This window comes from Sulfitobacter sp. SH22 (assembly GCF_965641905.1).
Taxonomy (GTDB): Bacteria; Pseudomonadota; Alphaproteobacteria; order Rhodobacterales; family Rhodobacteraceae; genus Sulfitobacter.
Window position 1 is genome coordinate 710,046 of the sequence record NZ_OZ282573.1, and the last position, 23,483, is coordinate 733,528.

Genomic DNA, 23,483 nt, shown 5'->3' on the forward strand with positions numbered 1-23,483 from the left:
TTAGACGATGAAGAGCCTAGCCAGTAATAAGGAGACTTCACATGTCCTACCAAGACTTTCTTCCTGCAAATTGGATCAGGAACCAGAACCCCGCCGTTAACCCCTTTTTCGCCCTGCGCAAAGAAGTCGACAGCCTGTTTGACGATTTTGGCGACGGCATTTTCACCGGTGCGAACAAGGTGTTGGTGCGCTCGAACGTCAGCGAGACCGATAAGGAATTCACCATCACCGCCGAATTGCCCGGTCTGACCGAAGAAGATGTCGATGTGTCCGTGACCGGCGACCGCATCGTCATCAAGGGCGAAAAGAAAACCGAGAAAGAAGAGAAAGGCGACGAGGAAGGCCGCGCCTATCATCGCATTGAACGCACCTCGGGATCGTTCGAGCGCATGATGACATTGCCGTTCACGATCGACCCCGACAAGGTCGAGGCCGTGGTGAAAGACGGCGTTTTAAAGGTCACAATTGCCAAGCCGCCGGAAGCCGTCACAAAGACCAAGAAAATCAATGTGGGCTACGACAAGTAGATTTCCGGGGGTGGCTGCGCAGGGGCGGGGCCACCCTAATTCAAGGACAATGCTACAGGTCGGGCATGGGTCGGCAGAGAGTTGCATTCTGCCAAGGGCCACACGCACGGCCTGCAACCGGCGGTTTGGTGTCGCAGCGCAACCATGCTGAACACCCCGATTTTCACAAAGGAACGGACCCATGTTTCACAATATCCTTCTGGCATATGACGGCTCTGACAACGGGCGGCGGGCTTTGGAAACGGCTTGCGAGTTTTCCAAAAAACTCGGGGCTGACCTGAAGATCGTTCACGTCCTGATGCACGGTCGCCCGCCGCAGGAACTGGTCCGGATGGCCGAGGTCGAACATCTGGTCAAGCAGGTTCAAACCAGCCCATCGCTCCAGCTTGTGCTGCCCGACGGGCGGCCCGCCGAGATGCTGCGGCAGGGTGCCTTGGATGGTGGGTCAGCGCGGGTGATCTCGGCGTTGGGGGACCAGTTGGTCGCCAATGCAAAAGAGCGCTGCAAAACACTGGGTGCGCAAAACGTCACCGGATCGGTGCGGTTGGGCGACCATGCCGAAGAAATTCTGGATGCCGCGAACGAGGCGGGGGCCGATATGATTGTGATCGGTTCCAGAGGGTTGGGGAAAATCAGAAGCGCTGTTTTGGGAAGTGTTTCGCAAAAGGTAATTCACAACGCCACGCAGACGGTTGTGGTGGTCAAGTAACCCGATTTCGGGCGCGCGCCCGGGGTCGGGTGGTCAACGCAAGGGGTCTCGGCTAATCAGTGGATGCGCCAGATTTTGCGCAGCTTGCTGACGCTGGTTTCGGGAATTTTGAAATAGCGCGCGATTTCGCCATCCGACAAACCCAGATCAACAAAGGTTTCCAAAACCCGTCTTGGCATTGCGCCAAGCTCGGCGATATGCGGGCAGATCCTGGGCGGTACTTGTGCATGCGGCGATGGGGCCGCATTGCCGGATTCCAGTCTAGAAATATGGGAAGTGTCTTTATCATTCATGTGCAGGTCCCACGGCAGCCATAATCAGGATACAAATTGCAGTGAATCCTGTCTGCGGAATGATCAGCATCAAAAGCCTGGAATTTCGCGCGGGCAAAGGCAGGATATTGCCGACGATCTTCAACGCAATTGGCAAAAACCGGCGCGTTTTGCGGAGATATGCCCTTGGGCGGGGGCTTTGGACGCGGTTATGCCCCATTGATCGCGAAATGGTCCTCAAGCTGTTGAGGCGCGGATGCGCGGGGGCTGGCCAGAGTTGCCAAAGCAGCACCCCGGACCACAAAGGGATTGGCTGACAGGCACGCAGAGTGGTCGACAAGCGGCTGATATCTAGTTAAAATATCCGGTAACCTAGACTTCTCGGAATTGATGCCTGTCAATCGATATGCGCGTGTTCCAAGCCTCCACTTTACCGTGTCCTGGTTTTTCGAGATAGTGTAGCAAAGCAGCACGATGCCCTTGGCAGGAGTTTGGGAAGTTATGGCGCGAAAGTCCAAGCAAACAGGAGCGCAGGGCCAATCGACGCCTGCGCGTCCGGCTGTTGCCAAAGCCGTGGCAAAACCGGATGCGCGCACCACGATCCCTGTGGTGGGCTTGGGGGCCTCTGCCGGGGCGTTGCAAGCTTACAGCGCGTTTTTTGACGTTATTCCTGCCGACACAGGCGCGGCCTATGTTCTGGTCCATCATGTCGACCCGGATCACAAAAGCCTGATGGCTGATCTTTTGACAAAACACACCAAGATGCCCGTGGTGCTGGCCGAGGACCAAAGCCCCATTCAGGCAGATCATGTCTATGTCATTCCGCCCAACAATTACCTCGAGATCAGGCAAGGCGTGCTGCATCTTTCGGAACCCACGGACCGTCGCGGCACGCGGTTGCCGATCGACCTGTTTCTGAAATCACTTGCCAAAGACCTTGGCAAAAACGCCATCGCTGTCATTCTATCGGGAACGGGCAGTGACGGGTCGGCGGCCATTCGCGAGATCAAGGAACACGGCGGCATCGTCTTGGTGCAAGACCCCGTCGAGGCCGCGCTTGACGGGATGCCGCGCAGCGCGATGGCGACCGGGGCGCCCGATTATATTGTCGAGATCGACAAGATGCCCGACATTATCACCAATTACATCCGTCATCCCTTTGTCCAAAAGGATAAGGCGCAAAAAGCCCTTGGCGACAATGCCAAAGGGTCGTTGGGCCAGATCATCAAGGTTCTGCAAGCCCATTCGCCGATTGATTTCAACGTCTACAAGGATGGCACCTTGCTGCGCCGGATCGAGCGGCGCATGGCGCTCAGGCATATTACGGATTCAGAAGAATACCTCGCGCTTTTAAAGGAATCCTCGGAAGAGGCGCAGGGCCTGTGCGCGGATCTTTTGATCAGCGTGACCTCGTTTTTCAGGGGCAAAGACGCCTTTGACTACATCGAAAAAACCCTGCTTGACGGGCTGCTTCGGTCGCACGAGGCGGGAAAGCCGCTGCGGATATGGGTGCCAGCCTGCGCCACGGGCGAAGAGGCATATTCACTGGCGATGCTAGTGATCGAAAAAGCGTCGGCATTGCGCAAGGATGTGAAGTTGCAGATTTTTGCGACGGATGTCGATGAACGCGCCCTCACAACAGCCCGCAACGGGGTGTATCCGGATTCCATCGCTGATGATGTATCAGCGGCCCGGCTAAAACGGTTTTTCACCAAGGAAGACCACAGCTACCGCGTGTCGCCAGAGCTGCGCGATGCAGTCGTTTTTGCCAATCACAACATCCTGTCTGACGCACCTTTTTCGCGGCTTGATCTGGTGTCGTGCCGGAATTTGATGATCTATCTGACGCCCGGTGCGCAGGAACGCGTCATCAAGATGTTTCATTTCGCGTTGAATGACGGCGGTATCCTGTTTCTGGGGATGTCCGAGACAACGGGCAGTCAGGACGCCTTGTTCGAGCCGATGTCGAATAAATACCGTGTCTATATTCGGGTAGGCCACGGGCGCAGGCGCGGCGTCGATCTGCCGATTGTGCAACGCTCTTTTCACAGTGGCGTATTTGCCCAGAAACGGAACCTCGTCCCCGTCGGGGGCGATAAGCTGTCTGAGCTAAGCCGCAACCTTCTGGTCGAGCAATATGCCCCCGCGGCCGTTCTTATCAACGCCCAGTCCGAGGCGCTGTATTTCGAGGGGTCAATGGATGAGTACCTTCGGGTGCCATCGGGCGAAATAAGCCGTGATTTGTTGGCGATGGCGCGGCAGGGGCTGCGCGCCTCCTTGAACAACGCCATCCGGACGGCGCGCACAGACGGCACAGCGGCCAAGGAAAGCGGCACAATCACACGGGGCAACAAAAGGATAGGGGTCACGATCCAGGTCCATCCTGTGACTTTGGACGATACCACGCTGTTTCTGGTGACCTTTGCCGACCAACCCAAACGCCCCCTTGCGCCCCCCCCTGACGAACGCAACGCAGAGGCTTTTCGCAGGGTCGAGCAAGAGCTTGAAACCACCCGTTCAGAGCTGCGCACAACCATCCGCGATTACGAGCTGTCCACCGAAGAGTTGAAGGCTGCCCACGAAGAGGCAATGTCGATGAACGAGGAGTTCCAGTCGACCAACGAAGAGCTGGAAACCTCGAAGGAAGAGCTGCAATCGCGGAACGAAGAGTTGACTGCGCTGAACACCCAGCTTCAGGAAAAGATCGACGACGAACGGCGGGCATCGGACGATCTGAACAATCTGTTGTCCAGTTCGGGCATTGCAACGCTGTTTCTGGACACTGACTTTAACATCATGCTGTTCACGCCTGCGACGCGCGAATTGTTCAACCTGATCAGCAAAGACACCGGGCGTTTGTTCAGTGACATCACTGCCAAGGTCAAGGATCCCGATCTGCTCAAGGATGCCGAGAAAGTTCTCGAAACACTGATCCCCGCCGAACGCGAAGTCGAAAGCGATGACGGGCGGTGGTACGTGCGGCGCATCCATCCCTATCGGACACAAAGCGGCAAGATCAGTGGCGTCGCGGTGACCTTTTCCGAAGTGTCCGACCTCAAGGCCTTGCAGCGCGAATCCATGGCCGCCCGCGAGTTTTCCGAAAGCATCATCAGCACCGTGCGTGAACCAATGCTGGTGCTTGACAGCGGCCTGAATATCCTTGCTGCCAGCCGTGCGTTCAACCGTGTGTTTGCCACCAGACCGGCTGATATTATCGGGAAAAATCTGTTTTCCATCCAGGACCGGCAATGGGATGCGCCAAAGCTGCGTCAACTGATGGAAAACGTCCTGCCCCAGAAAACGACGGTAGAGGCCTTTGAACTGGCGTTGAATGTCGGTGATCTTGGAAGACGCGAGATGATCCTGAACGCGCGCAAGGTGGTGGGATCCCCTGCGGAGGAGGCGGCGATCCTGCTCGCCGTCGAAGACGTCACCGAGAAGCGATCCAACGAACAGGCCATTCTGGATCGCGAGGCACGGCTGAGCGCCATTCTTGATGCGGCCCCCGAGGCGATCCTGACAATCGACGAGCAGGGCATTGTCGGCACTTTCAGCACCGGAGCGGAGGGTATTTTCGGCTTCAAGGCCTCGGAGGTGCTGGGCCGGAACGTCAAGATGCTGATGCCAGAGCCCGACCGCAGCGATCATGACGGTTATCTGGAGCGCTATGTCAAATCCGGAGAAAAGCAGACCGTCAGGTTAGGTCGCGAGATGGATGCCCAACGCAAGGACGGCACGCGGGTTCCGATCCGGCTGACCGTGTCCGAACTGAAGATTGACGGTGCGCGCCATTTTCTGGGGATCATCCATGATCTGACAACCGAAAGAAAACGCCAGGCCGAATTGCAGCGCGCTCAGAAGATGGAGGCCGTGGGCCAGTTGACGGGCGGTCTGGCCCATGACTTCAACAATCTGTTGACGGTCGTCATTGGCAATCTCGAACTTCTTGAGATGCGCATAGATGACCCTAAGCTGCATGAGCTGGTGAAAGAGGCGTTGGAGGCATCAAATATGGGGGCTGCCCTGACCAGCCAGTTGCTGTCTTTCGCGAAAAAGCAGTTGCTTGCGCCGGAAAATATCGCGCTGAACGAACTGATCAAAAACATGCTGCCGATCCTCACAAGGACGCTGGATGAAAAGATCGAGATCAAAAAGCGGCTTGCCAATGATCTGGCTGCGACGGTGGCGGACCCCGGTCAGATCGAAAGCGTGATCTTGAACCTTGCGCTCAATGCGCGCGATGCGATGCCCGATGGCGGGACACTTACCATTGAGACAAGCAATGTCACGCTGGATGAATCCGATGCCGCAACGCAGGTCGATGTGACGCCGGGTGATTACGTCTGCCTGTCTGTGACCGATACGGGCGTCGGGATGACACCGGAAACACAGTCGCATGTGTTCGAACCCTTCTTTACCACAAAGGGCCCCGGTGCCGGGTCCGGGCTGGGGTTGAGCATGGTATATGGTTTTGCACAACAGTCGGGCGGGCATGTCACGATCCAAAGCAAGATCGGCGAGGGCGCGACCTTCAAGCTGTTTCTGCCCGCCACCGACGGCCCTGCGGCCGATATGGAAACCCATCCTTTCCAGCAAGCTTCGCAAACCGGGACCGAGACAATTCTTGTGGTTGAAGATGACAAAAACGTCCGCCGCCTGACCGTGACCCGCCTTGAGGAATTGAACTACAAGGTGATTGCGGCCCCGGACGGACCAAAGGCCATCGAGATATTGAACAAGCGCGATGATATCGATCTGGTCTTGTCCGATGTTGTCATGCCGGGCGGGATGACGGGCTTTGACGTCGCCAAGCAGGCTTTGGCTTTGCGGCCCGGCATCAAGATTTTGCTGACCACCGGCTATGAAAAAGGGATTGAACCGAACGGGGAAAGCGGCGGAATTGACCATCCGATATTGCGTAAACCCTACGCTTTGCATGAACTGGGCCGTACATTGCGCGAGCTTCTGGACTGAAGCGAGGATCGTCGTGGCTGCGCGTGTGGGGGCAGGGGTATCGGGGCACTTAGGGTGTGAGGGCTGATTGCCACGCGCCGGCGCACATGCTTTCGATTTCTGCGCGCGACATGGGTCTCCCCTCGGGCCCGAAGGCCGCCAGTTTCGCATCCTGCTTGATCAGAAACGCAACGGGCCGTTTCTGTGCGGAAACGAAAACAGCGCCCTTCGCGTGGCCAGTCATGACGCGACATTCGGCCAGCACAGATATCCGCAACGGGCCCAGTGTCATCGTCTGATCCAGAACCACAGTCATCGGCGTGGCCCGTATATCTGCCACGCGAACCCCAGGATCGGAACGCATAGGGCCGCCAACGTGACGCGAAAAACCGTCGTGAGGCAACCGGACAGGCAGGTTTCGGTGAAATCCGGCCGCAAGTCCAGCGACACCGATCGGGGCAAAAGACCTGAATATTTCAGGGGCATTAACAGCCCGTAAACCTGCCCGGTATCGGCAGGGTCGCCAAGACCAAACTCTGCATCGACGTGAAGTTCTACCAGATGGATGCGCCGTAAAATATCCCTTATCAACAACGGGATGTGCCGGATTGCGGCGCGATTTGCGCGCCCGAATTCCGGCCTTTTATGATGCTTTGACCTGGCCGGTTTCGCAGCCGTTTCGACGGCCATGGCTTTTGGCAGCCCCCCGGTGAGCCGGATGCGGGGGGCCAACCCGGCCAAGGCCCGCAGCTCTACCCGGTAGGACAGGTGCGGCGATGTGGTCAGATGCACGCTGGCCAAGACCGGGGTGACCACGGCCAGAACGACCAGAACCAGCATCACCAGCACGAGCCATAGGATGATCGTGATCAGCGACGCCATGGCGGGTCAACTGGCGTCCGGCTTGCCTTTTGAGGTCGCCATCTTGCCCAAAACATCGGTGGCGGCCTCGGCGGCGATCTGGGTGATATTGGTCAATGCATCTTTCACGGATTCAACACGGGCACCGTCTTGGTCAAAGATGATCGCACCAAGGGGTTTGATCCCGCCACCTGCACCCGTTCCCGCCGAGCTGCCCGATTTCTGGGTGGCACTGCCGCCCGCGCCAAACCCAAAGCCATAGCTGACAATCGGGATAACCGTCGCGCCTTCGCGCTCTATGGGGTCACCAAGAACGTTTTTCGCATTGAGCAGTTGGTCCAACTCCTGGACCGTGTTTTTCAACAGTTTTTCAACGTCTTCCATCAGCCTCTCCTTTGTAATTTTTCCTATTCTTCCTGCAATTCTTCGAGATAAAGGGCGAGCGACAACATCTGGCCGCGCACGATGACTTCGCTGCCGTACATCCCGCCATCATCAACGGCGTCGGCTTTAAACAGGTTGCCCCAGAACGGCATTTCCGACCCGTGCGCCCGAATACCCGAACGCCCGTCAATGGTCTGGATGACTTCGAGCATCGGATAGATACCGTCGTTTCTCTGGCTCAGTTGACGCAGGTTGGGAACGGGAACATTCATGAATTCGGCCAGCGACCCGTCTCCGGCGGCTGTTGTGCCATGACAGACCGCGCAGGCGTTCATGTACAATGCCTCGCCGGATTCATCTTGGGCCACGGCACCGGTGGTGGCGGCCATTCCCAGAACAACCGCTGTGATTAAAGCATTTCTGACTCTCATCGGGGTTTCCTCCTTGTGATGGTTTGTGCCGGTTTCGAGTCTGTGCAGATGGTCGAATAGGTCCGTTTTCCGGGGCGTCTGCTACCAAGGCGCAAGGCAAACTGCGCCTTGGTAAAAACTAGCCCGTCTGCGGATCGACGCGATTGACATACATCAAACGCGTCGGCGTGATCCGCTAGGGGTATTACTCCTTTGGCGGAGTGCCGGGGCGCGCGCTGACAGTCACATGCGCCGGCCGGATAAGCCGCTGCCCCATCGCAAATCCGTGACGATGCAAAAGCAGAACCTGACCCGGCTCGGTCTTGTCGCTTTCTTCCATTTGCAGGGCCTCATGCAGCACCGGATCGAAGGGGGTGTTTTTGGGGGCAATCTGCCGGACGCCAAGCGCCCTGAGGCCGGTTTCGAAGGCGGCCTTGGTTCTGTTCAGACCCTCCAGCTGTGCCGATCCCTGCGGTGTGTCGGCATCGGGGCTGGCGCGTGCGGCCTCGATCGCCATGCAGATGTCGTCATAGGCGGGGGCAAGGGCTTCGACGGCAAGGGCAACGCCATGTTCGCGGCCATCCATTCGGGCCGCGTCGGCGCGCTTGCGGGCATTTTCTGCATCGGCAAGGGCACGCTTCCACTTGTCCGTCAGCTCCGCGATTTCTGCCGCGTGATCGGGAGTGGCGGCATGGGATGTACCTGACGCAGATGTGTCAGTGGTCGGGGTGTTTGTGTTCTTTGCCATAGCGGGTTCCTATCGTGATTTTGGGATGTGCAGATCAGCGGATAAGCAGAAATAGACGGGCCGATCCGCGTTGAATGGTAAGGGCAAGCGCGCCGTCGATGGACGCAAGTTGCTGGCGCAAGGCGGCAACTGACGCGACGGGGACCTGATTGGCCGCCAGAATGATATCGCCTGCTTCCAGCCCCGAGCGGTCCGCGCGGCTGTCGACGTCGACTTGCATGACAACAACACCGGAAACATCGCCATAAAGCGGATCGCCTGATTGCAGGTCACGCAATTTGGCCCCGGAAAGCCGCCCCGTCGCAGGTTCACCAAACTTTGGCCCGAATTGCGGGCCTTTGTGCAATGCCGCTTGCAGGGTCAGCAGTTCGCCGTTGCGCAGGATGCCGATTTCGATGCGCCGACCCAACCGTTTGAGCCCGATCTGGCTGCGCAGATCGGCAGAGCTGGCCACGGGGCGACCATCGACAGACACGATCACATCACCGGGTTGCACGCCCGCCGCTTCGGCGGGGCTGTCGGGTTCGACCTGCGTGACCACGGCACCGGCACCGGCATCCACGCCCAAGGCCTCGGCCAGATCGGGGGTGAAATCCTGGATCATCACGCCAAGCTGGCCACGCTGGACCTCGCCGAATTCGATAAGCTGGCTGACGACGGCATTGACCATGTTTGCAGGCACCGCGAAACCGATCCCGACATTGCCGCCCGACGGCGCGATGATCGCCGTGTTGATCCCGACCAGCCGACCGTCCAGCGTCACCAAGGCCCCGCCCGAATTGCCCGGATTGATCGAGGCGTCGGTCTGGATAAAGTCTTCGTAGCCTTCGATGTTCAGCCCGCTGCGCCCCAAGGCACTGACGATCCCCGATGTCACCGTCTGGCCAAGGCCAAAGGGGTTTCCGATCGCAAGGACGTAATCGCCCACTTGCAGCCGGTCGCTGTCGCCCATCTCAAGCGCGCTCAGCCCTGCCGCTTCGATCCTCAGCAGGGCGATATCGGTGCCGGGGTCGCTGCCGATCAGTTCTGCATCGACCTGGCGTCGGTCCTTGAGGGTCACGGTGATCCGTTCCCCGTTTTCCACGACATGGTGGTTGGTCAGCACATAGCCTTTGGCGGCATCAAAGATCACCCCGGAACCCGCGCTCATTTGCCGGCGCATCTGCGGCTGTTGCGGCAAAGGCTGCAAATCGAAAAACCGCCGGAAAAACGGATCGTTGAAAAGCGGGTTCTGATCGGTTGATTGCTGGCTTTCCACCGAAATATTGACGACCGCAGGGGTTACCTTGGCCAGCAAGGGGGCCAGCGTCGGCAGCCCCTGGTCATTGCGGTAAAGCGGGAGATCTGCGGTTTGTGACAGCGCTGGCGCGGCAAGGCCCGAGGTGAAAATGCACAGTGCCAGCGCGATGGGGCCAAGCCGGGAAAGTCGAACAGGCATTGCGTTTCTCCTTTGATATTCCAGTCTGTGGTCCAGCAGGATGCGGACCATCACAGGCCAAAAGGATAGGTTTCGTCTTCGGTTGTGTTTGTCAGGGCGGGCAGCGGGCTGAGGGCCTGGGTTTTGTCAAACCACACAAAGGCGTCATATTGATCGGGCAGGGACGCGGGGCTGTAATGGCTCGCGCGTTCGGTTTCGGGGCGGTAGATCACGCCGATATAGCGCTCCAGCCGCGGGGTGCTGAGCAGCCGGTAAAACGCGCCGGACCGGTCTTTTGCGAAGTCCCACAAGAAGCGCTCGTGACCCACGTCATGGCACAGCGCCTCGTAGCTGTCGCCACGGGGCGGGCGTATGGTCTTGATCTCCATCGGGGAGTCCCATTCGGATGCGGCAGCAACCGTGCCGGTGGCGGTTCCGAAACCGATCAGGGCGGCATCGCTGCCATATGCCTCGCGGCACAGCTGACCGATGTTCAATTCGCCCCGGCTGCGGCCCATGTCCGAATACCGCGCATCGCCGATGTGGGAATTATGCGCCCAGACCACGATCTTTTTATCGGCTCCGGCATGGGCCTGAATTTGGCGCAGGGTCTGGTACATATGCTGGTCGCGCAGGTTCCAGGACACTTGCGATCCGTAATACATCGCGCGGTAATACCGTTCGGCATTGGCCACCAGCCGCGCGTTTTGCGCCGCATCAAAGAACTGGTCCCCGTCTTTGGCACTGTAGTCCAACTGCTTTTTCAACAGATCGACCAGAATCTGCGTCACGGGTTTTTCGCACATGGAAAACCCCGGCGTCAGGGCCGCCCTGCCATAGGCGGAGGGGTTATGCGACCAGGCAGACAGGCATGAATAGCGCGAGCGGGCAATCTCGGCGGCCCCTTCGTCGACGCGGTCAAGATAGCTCAGCACCTCAGCCATCGAGGCGTTCATGTTGTACAGATCAAGCCCATAGAACGCGACCTGATCCTTGGCGTCCTTGGTGCCGTTATACTGGTGCAGATAGCGGGTGAAGGCGTCGAATTCGATGTTGCGCCACATCCACGTGGGAAAGCGCGCGAATGCCCCGCTTTTGATGGGCTGGTGGCTTTTGTGGCGGATATAGCGGTTGACCACGGCGGCATCGGGCCAGTCGGCTTCGACGGCAACGATGGAAAACCCGTGTTCTTCGATCAGCCGCCGGGTGATGGCGGTGCGGGCGCGGTAGAATTCAGATGTGCCATGGGATGCCTCGCCCAAAAGCACGACGCGTTTTGATCCGAAGCGGTCGAAGGCCTTGGCGAAATCGGGGTCGTTGATCGGGGGCAGGGGCTCTGCTGCGGCGGCAAGGATGGCCGGTGCGGACGCCGGTTGTAGCGGGGGTGGCGGCGCGGGCCGTTTTGCCACCTCTGCCCCAAGATGGGTCTTGAACCACAAGGCCGCATGATCAACGGCAAGGTCCAGCGTGCCCTGCTCTTCGAACAGATGGCTCGCACCCGGCACGATCTCCAGCCTTTTCGTACAGATCAGCGCGGCAAGAGCCTGCTGGTTCAGCTTGATGACATCATGGTCCAGACTGCCCACAACCAGCAACGTCGGGCTGATGACTTGCGGCAGGAAATCCGAGGCCAGATCAGGCCGGCCGCCGCGTGATACCACCGCAGACACCCGCCCCTTGAGCTCGGCCGCCGCGACAAGGGCCGCACCACCGCCGGTGCTTGCTCCGAAAAGGCCAAGCGGCAAATCTTCGAGGTCGGGTTCAGAGGTGATCCAGATCGACGCTTCGACCACGCGGTCCGCCAGCAGCGGAATGTCGAACACATTGCGGCGGTCTTGTTCTTCCTCAGGGGTCAGCAGGTCGAACAAGACGGTGGCAAACCCATTTTCGTTCAGCTTTTCAGCCACATATCGGTTGCGCGGGCTGTGTCGGCTAGACCCGCTGCCATGGGCAAACAACACGATGCCACGCGGATTTTTCGGGACCGTCAGATCACCGGGCAACCCAAGCGGCGGGATGGCCACCTGCCGTTTGTGCATCGGGGCTGCGGCGGGCTGCGGGTTGTTTTTCAGGTTGGTCGATGCCTGTGCCAGCAGGGCCACCGTTTCGTCGTCGGTCAGTTGGTGAAAGTCGCGGTAAAAGCCGCCAACCCCCTGAAAGACCGTGGCAGGATGCAGGCAAATGATGTCGTCGGCCTGATCCGATATGTCATCCAGCGCCTCTGTCGGGGCGACAGGTAGGGCAACGACGATCCGCGCCGGTTTGCTGCGTTTCAGCCCGATCAGCGCGGCCTTCATCGTGGCACCGGTCGCCAGCCCGTCATCGACGACAACAATTGTGCGCCCCGTCGGGTCCAGCCTTGCGCGGTCACCTAGATACCGGTTTTTCCGGCGGTCCAGTTCGGCGCGTTGCTGGGCGACGGCCTCGGTCAGATAGGCATCGCTGGCACCGGACAGGCGCTTGACCTCTTCGTTGATCACGATTTCCTCGGTGGCCCCTTCGACGATCGCACCAAGGGCGACTTCGGGGTTTCGCGGGGCACCGATCTTGCGCACCAGTATCAGATCCAGCGGCGCGTGAAGCCATTTCGCGACCTCGACGGCGACAGGCACACCGCCACGGGGCAGGGCATAGATCAGCGGGTGATCAAGCTCCATCGCGTCCAAAACCTTGGCCAGTTGGCGACCTGCGTCAGTGCGATCCGTGAATGTGCGGGCAATATGTTCCATTTTACCGAGTCTAAGACAAGAACTGCCGCTCGGGATTGAGTTAGATCAATCGACAGGATCGCTGGAAACGCCCGTCTGCACGGGGCGCAAGCCAGTGGTCGGCACTCTTGCACGGGCCCGTCAGAGGCTATTGCCCTTCGAGCCAAAGCCGGTGGGCGAAACTGCCCTCGGGGGGCGTTTCTGCTGCGCGATGGCGGATTTCGTTATTCCAAAGATGCACGCCAAAGGTCCGGGGCGAAAAGAAATCGGCGCAGTCGACCGCCGGATCGAACATCTTTTCAATATCGGCCACGGTAATCGGGTAAAACCGGTCGCGGCCCAGAATATGTTCCTCAAGCCCGTGACGCCAGATCAGTGCAGTCAGCGCTTTGGGGCCAAAGCTGCCCCAGGGCAGGTAACTTGGGTGAACATCCTCACTGCCCCATTGCTTGGCCAGGCGCGCGCGGTGGTCTTGGAACACCCATGGCGGAATGGAATAGGGGGGCTGATAGAGTTTGATCAGATCGGCCAATATCCGGCTGTCTTTGGGCAGTTTCAGAACGGCAGTATTCACGGCACCGTCGATTGTCCGGTTGTGCTGATAGCCGAACACAAAGGGCATTCTGGAAAAGCGAAACGGCTTGAGGCAGTAAAAATCACAATCGACCCATAACCCTTTGCCCAACCGCTGCAATTCGTACCGAAACAGGTTTGAGAATAGCGCGGGCGTGCCTTTGGCCTCGGGCAGATCATCCCCTTGATAGGTGATAATGGCAGTCTCGGGCAGAATTTCGGCGGCATCCTCCAGCTGGACCCCGTCCGGAACGCCATCCAACTCCCCGTAGGCGTAAAGGCGGAATTTTATCCCCTTGTCCAGAAAGGAACGCATGCAGGCCCGCTCGATCCAGGTCAAACGGCCGCCATGCCAGAACGAGTTGACGATGCCGTCCCGCCGGTTCCATTTCACTTGGATTCTTCGCAACTGTGGTCTCCTATTCAAAGGGATCATGTGCGATCACCCTAGCAGATTTCTTCAGACGCACGCCCGCCAAGTGTTTCAACAGCTTAGCGGGTCTTCACAAGTGAAAAAGGAAGAGCCGCGCGGCTGGGGTGTTTTATTAGTAGACTTGCCTTGATGGCCTTTGACGTAGGGCAATTTTCAAGGTGCCCGACAGACAGGGTTGGATCGATGCGTTTCGGAAAAAGCGCCGCGATGAGCCGCAGTGCCGGTTGGTGGGTGTGACCAGATTTTAAGGTCTTTTCCAGCGGATCAAAGGAGATGATGGTGAGCGTGACACACAAAAGACAGCCCTAGTCAGCTTAGCCGGTAGCTTATCCGGCGATAAGGAACGGTTACGTGTCCATCTCGAAACCGAGACCAGGCGCTATTCTGGACCGATCAGTCCTTGCGGCATAGTGGGGGCCTTGGCCTTGATCTTTGGCCTTGGCGTTATTGTGCACAGGAAAATGTCAGGAAGGTCGTCCGGGAGGGCGGCGTTTCCTTTTTGAATGGAGCGGAAACGCCTGCGTAACCAAAAAATAAAAGGGCTTAGCGAATAATCGCTAAGCCCTTGAATTAATTGGCTCCGACGGTAGGGATCGGAGCCATTTGCAAGCCCCTCATAAGCCTCTGGTTTCCAAGGCTTAAAGTTGCGCCCATCCGACGGTGGTGCCGCAGTCTGGTGTAGCACTTTTAGGAAAGTTTGAGGTCGAAAACAAGCCAAACCGGGCAGGGGGAAGAGTGCACTTTCCCGACCTTCCCTTTAGTCTTCTTTTTTATGGCACCGTGGTGGAGCGGCGGAACGCTCCGGACAGCAGAGTTTTTCTGTATCTTCAATTCAGGGGGTTAATGCCAAGTATCGATCTACCCGAATGACGGCCCGTCGTCACCCAACTCATTCCGGGCGGAGATCAGTCGATCACGAATGGCACGAATTGATCTTCCTACGCCAAGCTTATCGGCAACCTCGCCGACAAGCTTGGCTATATCATCTACAAGTCGATCAAGAATGTTCTCGCGCCGAACCACATCTTGTTCACGCGCACGCAGATCCTTTTCCTGGCAATCGATCTCTTCTTCACGCGCATCCATCTTTTCTTCGACCTGATCAAGGACACGTTCTTTGACTTTCAAGGCAGCGTCATATTGGCTGACCTGTTCAAACTTGGCGTTCAGCGCTGACTTGGCCGCATTGTATTCCTTTATCCTTGCTGCAAGCCTACTTTGATAAGTGGTTAACCTTTTGGCTTCCGCCTCGTTCAGCTTTTCTTTCTGTTCCAACTTATCCACACGTGCTCTCATCTCCATGACACGAGCATCGAACTGCGCCAGTTCTTGGCGCTTGGCCTCAAGTTCAAGCGGTAAGTCTTGGTGCAATTGCTTCACTGAACGGTTGTAGATTTGGCTGGGCTTATCCCCACGAGCAATACGCACAGATTTGAGGACCCCTCGTTCGATGCCGGGTGCGTGTTTTTCCATGACTTCAGCCGCAATATCTTGAAGTCGTGATCCCTTCATGACCCTCGACATTGGCACACCATCTTGATCGCGGCAGTCCCAAACGGCGTGCGCATGCGGCGCTGTTTCATCGGCGTGAACGACCAAGCCGCGAATGGTTGTGCCGTATTCGTCAGCAATACGCTGGGCTATTTCGAGATATGCGGCATCTTGTTGTTCTATCAAAAGCGCTTCAAAAATTGGTTGAGCGGCGTGGCCAAAGGTGATGATGCCAATGGTCGCCACGGCTGCGTCAGCCCGCATCGCGCGGCTTGGGCCGGTTTTCTCGCGCAGCTCCTTTGCCCGCTTGGTGATAGCCGCTGGCATTGGCAGGTCAATCAATATCCGGTTCAGATGCGAACGATCGCTTTCGACGTAACTTGGTTGTTGACCGAGGCGCAGATCATGACGGCGCTGGTTCTTGTATCTGGATCGATGTGCATGCTTTACGCGAATGGAAATGGCTTTTGATTTTTCTTCGGCGGTCATGATCAGGCACCTTTGATTGGATTGTCTTTAGAATCCGTCAAGTGCGTGAAAACTCAAAAACAGTTTTTTTGATTTATAACCTACTAGCAGTAACCACCCCGATGGGATGCTTACTGCTCTCCGGTAAAGGGGCGCGTTGCCCCCTTTTGAAACCCCAAACCAAGGGCGCTTCGCCCCTTTGGAAACCCAGATATTGGCCGGTCCTGATGCTTAAAGTTGAGCGTTATTGAAGTGGTTTTCTGGCACCAAGGAAGCTAATTTGCTCAGTTCTAGATGACACGGGGGGCAAGACCACGGGGGATACCGTGCGCGACGTCACAAATGGCCCAAACCGTTCACCCCGCCACGCCTCTAAGAAGACCACGATCTTTTAAGCGCCTTGCAGATGCCGCGAACCTCCCCATATTTTCTGAATTACCTCAGTGTGGAGTTCGGAAGACCGAGATGGGTTATATTAAGACAGCGGTGCTGATGGCCGCAATGACCGCGCTTTTCATGGGCGTAGGCTACCTGATTGGTGGCACAGGGGGCGCAGTTATCGCCCTTGTCGTAGCAGCTTTAATGAACGTGTTTACCTGGTGGAACTCGGACCGCATGGTCTTACGCATGCACAACGCCCAGCCGGTGACACCGGGCGATCGGCTGGGCCTACACGCATTGACCGCCGAACTTGCAAAGAAGGCAGGCCTGCCTGAGCCCAAAGTCTATCTGATCGACACGCCCCAGCCCAATGCCTTCGCTACAGGGCGCAACCCAGCGAACGCGGCCGTGGCAGTGACCTTGGGCCTTCTGCGCAGCTTGACGCGTGACGAACTGGCCGGGGTGATTGCCCATGAGCTGGCGCACATCCGTAATCACGACACCGCAATCATGACAGTCACCGCGACCTTCGCCGGTGCCATTTCGATGCTGGCCAACTTTGCGCTTTTCTTCGGAGGCTCTCGCGAGCGGCTGGGGCTGATCGGCACACTTATGATGATGTTCCTCGCCCCCATGGCAGCAGCGCTGGTGCAGATGGCGATCAGTCGGACACGGGAATATGCCGCTGACAAGGCAGGGGCCGAGATCTGCGGGCAGCCTCTCTGGCTGGCCTCTGCGTTGGAGAAGATCGCGATGGGCGCGGCCCAGATCGACAACCAAGCGGCAGAGCGCAACCCGGCGACGGCACATATGTTCATCATCAACCCGTTGCACGCGCACAAACACGATAGACTCTTCGCGACGCATCCTGCGACCGAGAACCGCGTTGCCGCACTTCGGGCGATGGCCCCGCAACCAAGACGACCTTCGGGTGCCGCAGATCAGCAAATCTCCGCCAGTCGTGTTCCCAAAACTAAGAAGCACAGGCGAGCAGGTCCTTGGACCTGAACAAGGCCTTGTCATGAGTGATCAGCGGCGTCTCCAACCAACTTGGACATGCCACAGCAATAATCTCATTTCCAACCGCCTCGGTCTGCTCTCGGCCCATTGCTGCCTTTCATCGACCGTTTAGATGCCGCGGCGCGGCCCGTCGAATCTGCCGTTCGCTGTGACTGCATAATCTCCGGGGTAGTGAACTCACGTTCTGCGGACGAAGCTGCGGTTCGCGTCACCAATTCGATTGTCCGCTTCGGCAATGACAATGCCAATGATTTCCTCGCCAATATGGAACCGGCTCAAAAAGAAAAGATCATGGCGATGACAAGATCCCAGGCACGGCTCTCTACACCTCATTGAGGTCCGACGGGATGACGAAAATCCAGGCTGGATCAAAGAGAGGCGGCGCAATGTGCTGCCTTGTTTTCGTGAATTTGAAAAATCTGACATCTCTGACAGGGCATTTTCTCGTGCCCGAACCCTTCGGAACCAATCGCGCGGGTTGTCAGCATGATGTCGCCCTGGTAGCGCTGTCGGACAAATTGGAATTGGTCCGACAGCGCCATTCAGCACGCGTAGCGTGTCCGGTTCGTCATCTTCGTCTAGGTGCTTTACTAGCTACCTAAGTGTAACAACCGGTCCGAAAATCCGCGACCAACTCTCAGCTTGGCGGGACGACTGCTTTATATGTGCTGCCATTCTTCTGGAACCCAAGCGAAGGCCCCGTCTTTTTCTTCGACATGACCGATACCAGGGAACGGCAAATGGGTGCCCGCAACGGCGATCTTGTCGGCAACCACCATATCCAAGACGCGGCGGCGCGTCTCGGCGGCCTGCACGCCATCTGCGTCAAAGGCGATACCGGCATCAGGGTGGCTAAACTGCAGCGACGCCAAAGCTGTGCTGTCTCCCCATATGACCAACTGATCAGAGCCATCCGACACACGGACCCCACTGTGTCCTGGGGTATGCCCCGGCATTGCCAACGTGGTGAGGCCGCCACCAAGATCGGTATTGTCGCCAAACATTTCAGTTCGCTGAGTGTAGGCCTCGCTGACAGCACGTGCCAGGGCAAAGAAACCTTGGGACGACTCCGGCGCACCCGACGCGATCGTCTCGTCCGTCCAGAAGGCATGATCGGTTTCGCTGACATGCAACGATGCATTCGGGAAGACCGGGCCATTATCTCCGATCAATCCCCCGATGTGATCCGGGTGCATGTGGGTCAACACAATGCGCGTCACGTCTTCAGGTGCAACGCCAAGCGACTCCAGCGATGTGAGCAACCGGCCTGCTGATGGTCCAAAGGCACCGCCAGCACCAGCATCGATCAAGCTAACCTGGTCTCCTTGGCGAATGACGTGAGTACTGATTGCCAGCGGAATCGGATTCGCGGGGTCAAGATAGGCCGCCTTCATTCCTTCCGCGATTTGCTCGTCCCCGAGGTTCGTGACAAGATTCTGATCGAGCTTGAAATACCCGTCCAGCAATGTCGTCACGCGCAGATTGCCGACCATACGATCATAGAAGGTTGGAAGTGGTGCCGTTGCATGGGCCGCGGCTTGCAGGGGGTGTGGGCGTCCGGCGGCAAGAAGGGCGGCCCCACCCGCGGCACCCAGAATCAATCCACGGCGCGAAAGGTCGAAAGAAGTCATGAGTTATTCCTTGTTTCATATGCAGAACTTCAATTCTGCGTTTCGTTGCTTTTAATCAAATAGGTCTAAATTTCAGATGACCACCCACCGAGAGCATGGACTGACCAACGGCCCTCGGACGAACAGCGGACATCTTACGGATTTGCGGCACACCACAACTCGGGCTCACTGCCGCCATTCGCCGCATTTGCACAACAGAAAAACGGGCTGATGCCCCTAGCGCCCGCATTCTTCGCGCTGCTCTTTAGATCTTGCACTTGCAGCGAATGGCCGCAATCCGCCGCTTGTGCCGGGGGAACACGAACGGCCCACTGCGGACCTTCGTACATGATGCAGCGAACGGCAGGTCTGAGCCCATCTTGCAATTTTTCCGCAGCGCAGCGAATGTCCGCGCATTATTAAAAGGCGAACCGATGTTTAGGATACGAAAGAACCGGGAGTTTGAACGAGCTCTGCGAAAGTCATTGCCAGAAGGCTTCGAATTGCCTGACGAGATATGGCATCTCATTGAGTGGCTGGAAGACAAAAAACAGAATTTCCGATATCGGAATACCAACTCGCTGTTCATGCCCACCATGCCTGTGGAAAGCATGGATCAACTTTGGTCGCACCTTGCCTTCGTCATAGAACCCGACCTAGTTCGCCACTGGTTCGGAAAAAGTGGCCTAGAAGAGTTTCTTGTGCCTTTCGTCAAATGCGGGGCGGATGGTAGTCACTTTGCTGTTTGGAAGAATGGCGAATATTTTGAGTTCGTGTTTTTGGGTTCGGAGGGTGAAGCCTTCAAAATAACGAGTCGTGTTCAGGAATTCATCGTTCTCATAACCATGGGCTATTTCAGCATAGAAGATAGAAACTCTCTGGCTTCCACCCCTGCAGACAACTACGCTGAGTTTTTCGATAGTGAGTGGCCTGACCCCGTTGAGATCAAACGGCATATTCAGTCGAAGTACGGCGTCAGCTATCCTGAGACTGGAAGTGGCGTGATGGCCATTGACGAAGATGATCCGTTTCAAAAGTGGGTAGAACACACGCTTAGTGGCCTCTGACGCAAACCGGTCATTGGCGCAGCCGCAGCGAAAGCACACTAAGTCCGCACAGCTGACCTCAATGCATAGTGCAGCGAAAGTCCGGTTTCCGCCCATCTTTGAGGGCGCTAGCATTTGCACGGAATAGTAACATTGGGAATAGCCTCAATCGCCCTCGAAAGCTCAATCGTCGGCGATCCCTTGCGGTAAAACTTGTCATGCACGTCTTTGCCTTCATGCCCGATGAGATCCCGGACAACTTTGTCCTCAACGCCTGCGTGATCAAGTTCGTTCTGCACGTAGTGCCGGAGGCTGTGAAACGAAAGTTTTGTGCCGTCCGCACCCAGTTCCTGATCGACAATTTGCCGCATACGACGGCCAACCTTGCGCCCAAAGGCATCGTTCCCAGCTTCATAAAGATCCGGAAAGAGACTGTTTTGCTTTGCATTTCTTGCTTTTTGAACATGATCCAAAAAACCGAGATTGATCAAGTGGGAGTGGATAGGGATCAATCGACGTGAAGACAGGTTCTTGATCCGGCGCAGTTCGGAATCCTCGATGGAGAAGCATGGAATACCGTCGGCATCGACAATATCCGATGGGGAAAGGCCTGCGATTTCCTCGCGACGTGCGCCCGTGTATGCGTCAATGAGCGGGCACCAGTAGATCCCATTCTTGAAGATATCGCGCCCCGTTTCGGTCTGGTGGCGTTCTGACCGTGATCCTGTCCAGACGGGGTTGCAAAAGACCTTACGGAGCTGCTCGACGGAGAAGGCATCGCGTTTGTCACGGGCGCGCACCGTTTCCTTGCGGCGCAGTTTGGTGGGTTTCAGGTTCGGATCGACCGGCAGATTGTCGTCGCGTGCCCATTCCGCGATTTGGTTCAAATGGTCTAGATGCCGGTTAATTGTGCCAACCGAAAGTCCAACCTTTTCAGGAGGAAGCGATGCAGCCTTTGCCATGACCTCATCCCGGGTCATCGCCTGATCCTTGGGGCTTTTGCCCCAGCTTTTAGGCATTGTGGCCAGGCCAGCGCGGAAGGATTTCACATCGGGCTGGTGAATTTCGGTGATGTCATCCAGCCCTGTCAGCATCGTGAAGAGAGCAGCAAAGCTCTGATACTGGCGCAGAGTCTTTTCCTCGATGCCTTCCGTGCGCTTGATGGCGTTCATACGCTCGACCACGGCTGTGAGGGCAGGGGAGGGTAAATCGGTTGCGGTCGGCCCGTCCGGCGCGAGCTTGGGCTTTGGGGCCGCTTCCAGGGCTTCTCCGGCCCATGCTTTTGCCTTCGCTGATACAAAGAGGTCCTTCAACATGGCATAATCCAAGGCCGAGAGCGTTTCTTGCCCTGTTTGCTCTTTAAGGACACGCAGCAGCGCCTGCCTGCGTGCTTCGCTGCCCAAGTCCTTTCTGATCAGGTCAATGTTGTTGCGCACCAGATCGGACGCATCTGCCGGAACCATGTGGTTCAGGCCATCGGTGGAGACGCGCGCCCAAGCCTCTGCCATGGCCGCATCGTGGCGAGCGTCGTCCGTGGGATCAAGGCTATCCACGCGGCTGAGCATGGTCAGCTGCGCGATCTTCGCCCGTTCCTGGCGAATGACCTCAGACAAGAACGCCCGACCATGTTCCGGCGTGATGCGGCTTCCGACAATATGCTCCATGATCCTGTCACTCTCTGCGCTGACTTTCCGGGCCAAGATAAGCGCATGCCGACGATCCGTCGTCCCCAGGGAGAGCTTGATATCAATGATTTCTGTGGAAAACCGCCGGGTTTTACGACGCCATTGATAAACATCGCCGCGTTTTGACAGGTGAGGTTGCGTGTTCATTTTCGTTCCGTTCTTTGTAAACGGATGGGACGCAACTGGCTGAGGTGGTGGAGCACTGCGGTGCCGCAGTTAAAAACCATTTCCCTCAAAAGATCTTATAAAACAAGTTCTTATGAGGGAAATGGCTCCGACGGTAGGGATCGAACCTACGACCAATTGATTAACAGTCAAGCGACGATATTTATTCACTTGGTGCACGTTGCTGCGGTTCATCAGTAAAAACAGTAGTTTGCACCCACTTTGCAACGATAATCAATCGGTTGACAGTGCGCCAGAATGCGCCTTAGTGACGTAGTGCGTTGCAAAACGTTGCAAAAATTGGAGCACGACAGATGACCACCGCAATCGACTTCACCAAGCCCGCACGCCTGTTGAAAATACCACCGGGCATGTATCGACACGACGGCGACCGCTTTCCGGGCCTCTACCTGAACGTTGGCAAGACCAAGAGCACTTGGTACATCAAACGCCGCGTCGATGGGAAAACGAAGTCGATCAAGATCGGCGCGTTCCCGGCGATGGACGCCCCCACGGCCTTCAAGCAGGGCGACACCAAGACCGGGGTTGCCAAGAGCGACATTCAGACGGTGCGCGATGGCTGGCGGTTCTGGTGTGACACGTCGCAGGCGCAGGGCGGGATGTCCGATGCACACCGGGAGCGCATGACCCGCCAGCTTGAGATGCACGCGAAGGAGATCATGGACAGCAACGTGGCCGACGTGACCTCGGCCAATGTGCAGGCTGTCCTCAACCGATTGATGGCTGACGGCAAGAAGGCGACAGCGCGGGCGGTGCGCATCGGCATTGGTAATGCCTTCAACTTCGCGCCCGTCGTGAACCCAGTCGGCCAGAAGAAGACGCGCGTCGCCAAGAGCGACGAGACAGAGGCGCAGTGGACGGCGGTCGCGCGGCAGCATGACCTCGACGCGGACGACTGGTCGGTGATCTGGGAGGCGATCATGGTGCGGCGGGAACAGAACGTCATTGTCGGCACGGCGGTCGCCGTCATGTTCCTGACGGGCATTAGGTCCGAGAACGTCTGCTCGTTGTCGTGGGATCAGGTCGATCTACAGAACAAGACGATCCACCTGACCAAGATGAAGAACAAGCTGGCCCGCACATTGCCCGTCATGGATACGGTGATCGACCTGCTCAAGGCGATCCGTCAGTCAGGCAGCGAGTGGGTGTTCCCGGCGTCGTCGGCCACGGGCTACATCACGGACCCCAAGGGCACGTTTGCGACTGTAGGCGACGAGCGCGTCCGCGTGTTCCTGCCCCATGACGGGCGGCGTCACTTCATGCAGGCGTCAGCCGAGGCGTTCTTGCCCGACTACGTCGCCCACTTCCTGCGCGGCGACAAGAAGGCGGGCGAGGGCAGCGACATGCTGATGAAATACCTCAAGCGGATGGGCAACCGCCGCGCCGTCGAGGACATTGAAAAGGTCTACTTCGAGCGGATTAAGGTAGAACCTTCTTTCGATATTGTTTGTTAACCGCTCCTGCACTAAGTTGAAGGTGCACCAATGCAACGTCGTGAGACGTCGCGCGCCATAACGGCGGGTGCCAGCATATTGCTCAGGGGATCGGCGCCTGAGCATGAGGGCTAAGCCGAAATATCAACGGGCGCGAAGAGCGCAACA

19 protein-coding genes are annotated in these 23,483 nt (G+C 57.4%); 7 read left to right on the forward strand and 12 right to left on the reverse strand.

What is annotated here, in order from left to right; genetic code table 11:
• The first annotated feature begins 41 nt into the window (after positions 1–41).
• Positions 42–527, forward strand: a complete 486-nt coding sequence (locus ACSQ13_RS05455; RefSeq protein ID WP_176250037.1) for an Hsp20/alpha crystallin family protein — start codon at positions 42–44, stop codon at positions 525–527.
• Positions 528–708: 181 nt separating this feature from the next.
• Positions 709–1,236, forward strand: a complete 528-nt coding sequence (locus tag ACSQ13_RS05460) for a universal stress protein (RefSeq protein WP_176250036.1) — start codon at positions 709–711, stop codon at positions 1,234–1,236.
• A 56-nt stretch (positions 1,237–1,292) separates the two neighbouring features.
• Here ACSQ13_RS05460 and ACSQ13_RS05465 read toward each other — a convergent pair whose 3' ends face one another.
• Positions 1,293–1,529, reverse strand: a complete 237-nt coding sequence (locus tag ACSQ13_RS05465; protein WP_176250035.1) for a hypothetical protein — start codon at positions 1,527–1,529, stop codon at positions 1,293–1,295.
• Positions 1,530–2,009: 480 nt separating this feature from the next.
• Between ACSQ13_RS05465 and ACSQ13_RS05470 the strand changes: the two genes are divergently transcribed.
• Entirely contained in the window at positions 2,010–6,482 is a 4,473-nt protein-coding gene (locus tag ACSQ13_RS05470; protein WP_295508786.1) for a chemotaxis protein CheB, read from the forward strand.
• Positions 6,483–6,531: 49 nt separating this feature from the next.
• Here ACSQ13_RS05470 and ACSQ13_RS05475 read toward each other — a convergent pair whose 3' ends face one another.
• The 9 genes from ACSQ13_RS05475 to ACSQ13_RS05515 all read right to left on the reverse strand — a co-directional run bounded on the left by ACSQ13_RS05475 (position 6,532) and on the right by ACSQ13_RS05515 (position 15,975).
• Positions 6,532–6,801, reverse strand: coding sequence for a hypothetical protein (locus ACSQ13_RS05475; protein ID WP_295508784.1), 270 nt, complete (start codon positions 6,799–6,801; stop codon positions 6,532–6,534).
• On the reverse strand, positions 6,774–7,343 hold the full coding sequence (locus ACSQ13_RS05480) for a DUF2953 domain-containing protein (RefSeq protein WP_176250032.1): 570 nt from the start codon (positions 7,341–7,343) through the stop codon (positions 6,774–6,776). The genes ACSQ13_RS05475 and ACSQ13_RS05480 overlap by 28 nt, the downstream gene beginning before the upstream one ends.
• Before the next feature lie 6 nt (positions 7,344–7,349).
• Positions 7,350–7,706, reverse strand: coding sequence for a GerW family sporulation protein (locus tag ACSQ13_RS05485; RefSeq protein ID WP_295508783.1), 357 nt, complete (start codon positions 7,704–7,706; stop codon positions 7,350–7,352).
• A gap of 23 nt (positions 7,707–7,729) precedes the next feature.
• Positions 7,730–8,137: a c-type cytochrome gene (locus tag ACSQ13_RS05490; RefSeq protein WP_295508781.1), complete on the reverse strand. Its 408-nt coding sequence runs from the start codon at positions 8,135–8,137 to the stop codon at positions 7,730–7,732.
• 184 nt (positions 8,138–8,321) lie between these two features.
• The gene (locus ACSQ13_RS05495) at positions 8,322–8,864 is read right to left on the reverse strand and encodes a nucleotide exchange factor GrpE (protein ID WP_295508778.1); all 543 of its coding nucleotides are present in this window, start codon (positions 8,862–8,864) and stop codon (positions 8,322–8,324) included.
• A gap of 34 nt (positions 8,865–8,898) precedes the next feature.
• Entirely contained in the window at positions 8,899–10,302 is a 1,404-nt protein-coding gene (locus ACSQ13_RS05500) for a DegQ family serine endoprotease (RefSeq protein ID WP_295508775.1), read from the reverse strand.
• Between the two features lie 50 nt (positions 10,303–10,352).
• Positions 10,353–13,010 (reverse strand): erythromycin esterase family protein, encoded by a 2,658-nt coding sequence (locus ACSQ13_RS05505; protein ID WP_176250027.1) that lies wholly within the window; start codon positions 13,008–13,010, stop codon positions 10,353–10,355.
• Between the two features lie 127 nt (positions 13,011–13,137).
• Complete coding sequence (locus tag ACSQ13_RS05510; RefSeq protein ID WP_176250026.1) at positions 13,138–13,971, reverse strand: hypothetical protein; 834 nt, start codon at positions 13,969–13,971, stop codon at positions 13,138–13,140.
• 882 nt (positions 13,972–14,853) lie between these two features.
• Complete coding sequence (locus ACSQ13_RS05515) at positions 14,854–15,975, reverse strand: plasmid recombination protein (RefSeq protein ID WP_295508772.1); 1,122 nt, start codon at positions 15,973–15,975, stop codon at positions 14,854–14,856.
• Positions 15,976–16,419: 444 nt separating this feature from the next.
• On the opposite strand from ACSQ13_RS05515, the gene htpX reads away from it, so the two are divergent.
• Together htpX and ACSQ13_RS05525 are read left to right on the forward strand one after the other, a co-directional pair.
• Positions 16,420–17,343 carry a zinc metalloprotease HtpX gene (htpX, locus tag ACSQ13_RS05520; RefSeq protein WP_295508769.1) on the forward strand — a complete coding sequence of 308 codons (924 nt, stop codon included), beginning with the start codon at positions 16,420–16,422 and terminating at the stop codon, positions 17,341–17,343.
• 183 nt (positions 17,344–17,526) lie between these two features.
• Complete coding sequence (locus tag ACSQ13_RS05525) at positions 17,527–17,691, forward strand: hypothetical protein (protein WP_008226708.1); 165 nt, start codon at positions 17,527–17,529, stop codon at positions 17,689–17,691.
• A 323-nt stretch (positions 17,692–18,014) separates the two neighbouring features.
• Here the strand turns inward: ACSQ13_RS05525 and ACSQ13_RS05530 are convergent, their stop codons facing one another.
• Complete coding sequence (locus tag ACSQ13_RS05530) at positions 18,015–18,986, reverse strand: MBL fold metallo-hydrolase (RefSeq protein ID WP_037227177.1); 972 nt, start codon at positions 18,984–18,986, stop codon at positions 18,015–18,017.
• A 359-nt stretch (positions 18,987–19,345) separates the two neighbouring features.
• Between ACSQ13_RS05530 and ACSQ13_RS05535 the strand changes: the two genes are divergently transcribed.
• Positions 19,346–20,032: a hypothetical protein gene (locus ACSQ13_RS05535; protein ID WP_295508760.1), complete on the forward strand. Its 687-nt coding sequence runs from the start codon at positions 19,346–19,348 to the stop codon at positions 20,030–20,032.
• Between the two features lie 107 nt (positions 20,033–20,139).
• On the opposite strand, the gene ACSQ13_RS05540 is transcribed toward ACSQ13_RS05535, so the two are convergent.
• Entirely contained in the window at positions 20,140–21,843 is a 1,704-nt protein-coding gene (locus ACSQ13_RS05540; RefSeq protein WP_295508758.1) for a site-specific integrase, read from the reverse strand.
• 332 nt (positions 21,844–22,175) lie between these two features.
• On the opposite strand from ACSQ13_RS05540, the gene ACSQ13_RS05545 reads away from it, so the two are divergent.
• Positions 22,176–23,336 (forward strand): tyrosine-type recombinase/integrase, encoded by a 1,161-nt coding sequence (locus tag ACSQ13_RS05545; protein WP_295508756.1) that lies wholly within the window; start codon positions 22,176–22,178, stop codon positions 23,334–23,336.
• The last annotated feature ends 147 nt before the right edge of the window (positions 23,337–23,483 follow it).

What these genes read in the sequence shown, in the direction of transcription:
- ACSQ13_RS05455 (WP_176250037.1), top strand. Translation starts at nt 42, where the DNA reads ATGTCCTACCAAGACTTTCTTCCTGCAAATTGGATCAGGAACCAGAAC.
- ACSQ13_RS05460 (WP_176250036.1), top strand. Translation starts at nt 709, where the DNA reads ATGTTTCACAATATCCTTCTGGCATATGACGGCTCTGACAACGGGCGG.
- ACSQ13_RS05465 (WP_176250035.1), bottom strand. Translation starts at nt 1,529, where the DNA reads ATGAATGATAAAGACACTTCCCATATTTCTAGACTGGAATCCGGCAAT.
- ACSQ13_RS05470 (WP_295508786.1), top strand. Translation starts at nt 2,010, where the DNA reads ATGGCGCGAAAGTCCAAGCAAACAGGAGCGCAGGGCCAATCGACGCCT.
- ACSQ13_RS05480 (WP_176250032.1), bottom strand. Translation starts at nt 7,343, where the DNA reads ATGGCGTCGCTGATCACGATCATCCTATGGCTCGTGCTGGTGATGCTG.
- ACSQ13_RS05485 (WP_295508783.1), bottom strand. Translation starts at nt 7,706, where the DNA reads ATGGAAGACGTTGAAAAACTGTTGAAAAACACGGTCCAGGAGTTGGAC.
- ACSQ13_RS05490 (WP_295508781.1), bottom strand. Translation starts at nt 8,137, where the DNA reads ATGAGAGTCAGAAATGCTTTAATCACAGCGGTTGTTCTGGGAATGGCC.
- ACSQ13_RS05495 (WP_295508778.1), bottom strand. Translation starts at nt 8,864, where the DNA reads ATGGCAAAGAACACAAACACCCCGACCACTGACACATCTGCGTCAGGT.
- ACSQ13_RS05500 (WP_295508775.1), bottom strand. Translation starts at nt 10,302, where the DNA reads ATGCCTGTTCGACTTTCCCGGCTTGGCCCCATCGCGCTGGCACTGTGC.
- ACSQ13_RS05505 (WP_176250027.1), bottom strand. Translation starts at nt 13,010, where the DNA reads ATGGAACATATTGCCCGCACATTCACGGATCGCACTGACGCAGGTCGC.
- ACSQ13_RS05515 (WP_295508772.1), bottom strand. Translation starts at nt 15,975, where the DNA reads ATGACCGCCGAAGAAAAATCAAAAGCCATTTCCATTCGCGTAAAGCAT.
- htpX (WP_295508769.1), top strand. Translation starts at nt 16,420, where the DNA reads ATGGGTTATATTAAGACAGCGGTGCTGATGGCCGCAATGACCGCGCTT.
- ACSQ13_RS05530 (WP_037227177.1), bottom strand. Translation starts at nt 18,986, where the DNA reads ATGACTTCTTTCGACCTTTCGCGCCGTGGATTGATTCTGGGTGCCGCG.
- ACSQ13_RS05540 (WP_295508758.1), bottom strand. Translation starts at nt 21,843, where the DNA reads ATGAACACGCAACCTCACCTGTCAAAACGCGGCGATGTTTATCAATGG.
- ACSQ13_RS05545 (WP_295508756.1), top strand. Translation starts at nt 22,176, where the DNA reads ATGACCACCGCAATCGACTTCACCAAGCCCGCACGCCTGTTGAAAATA.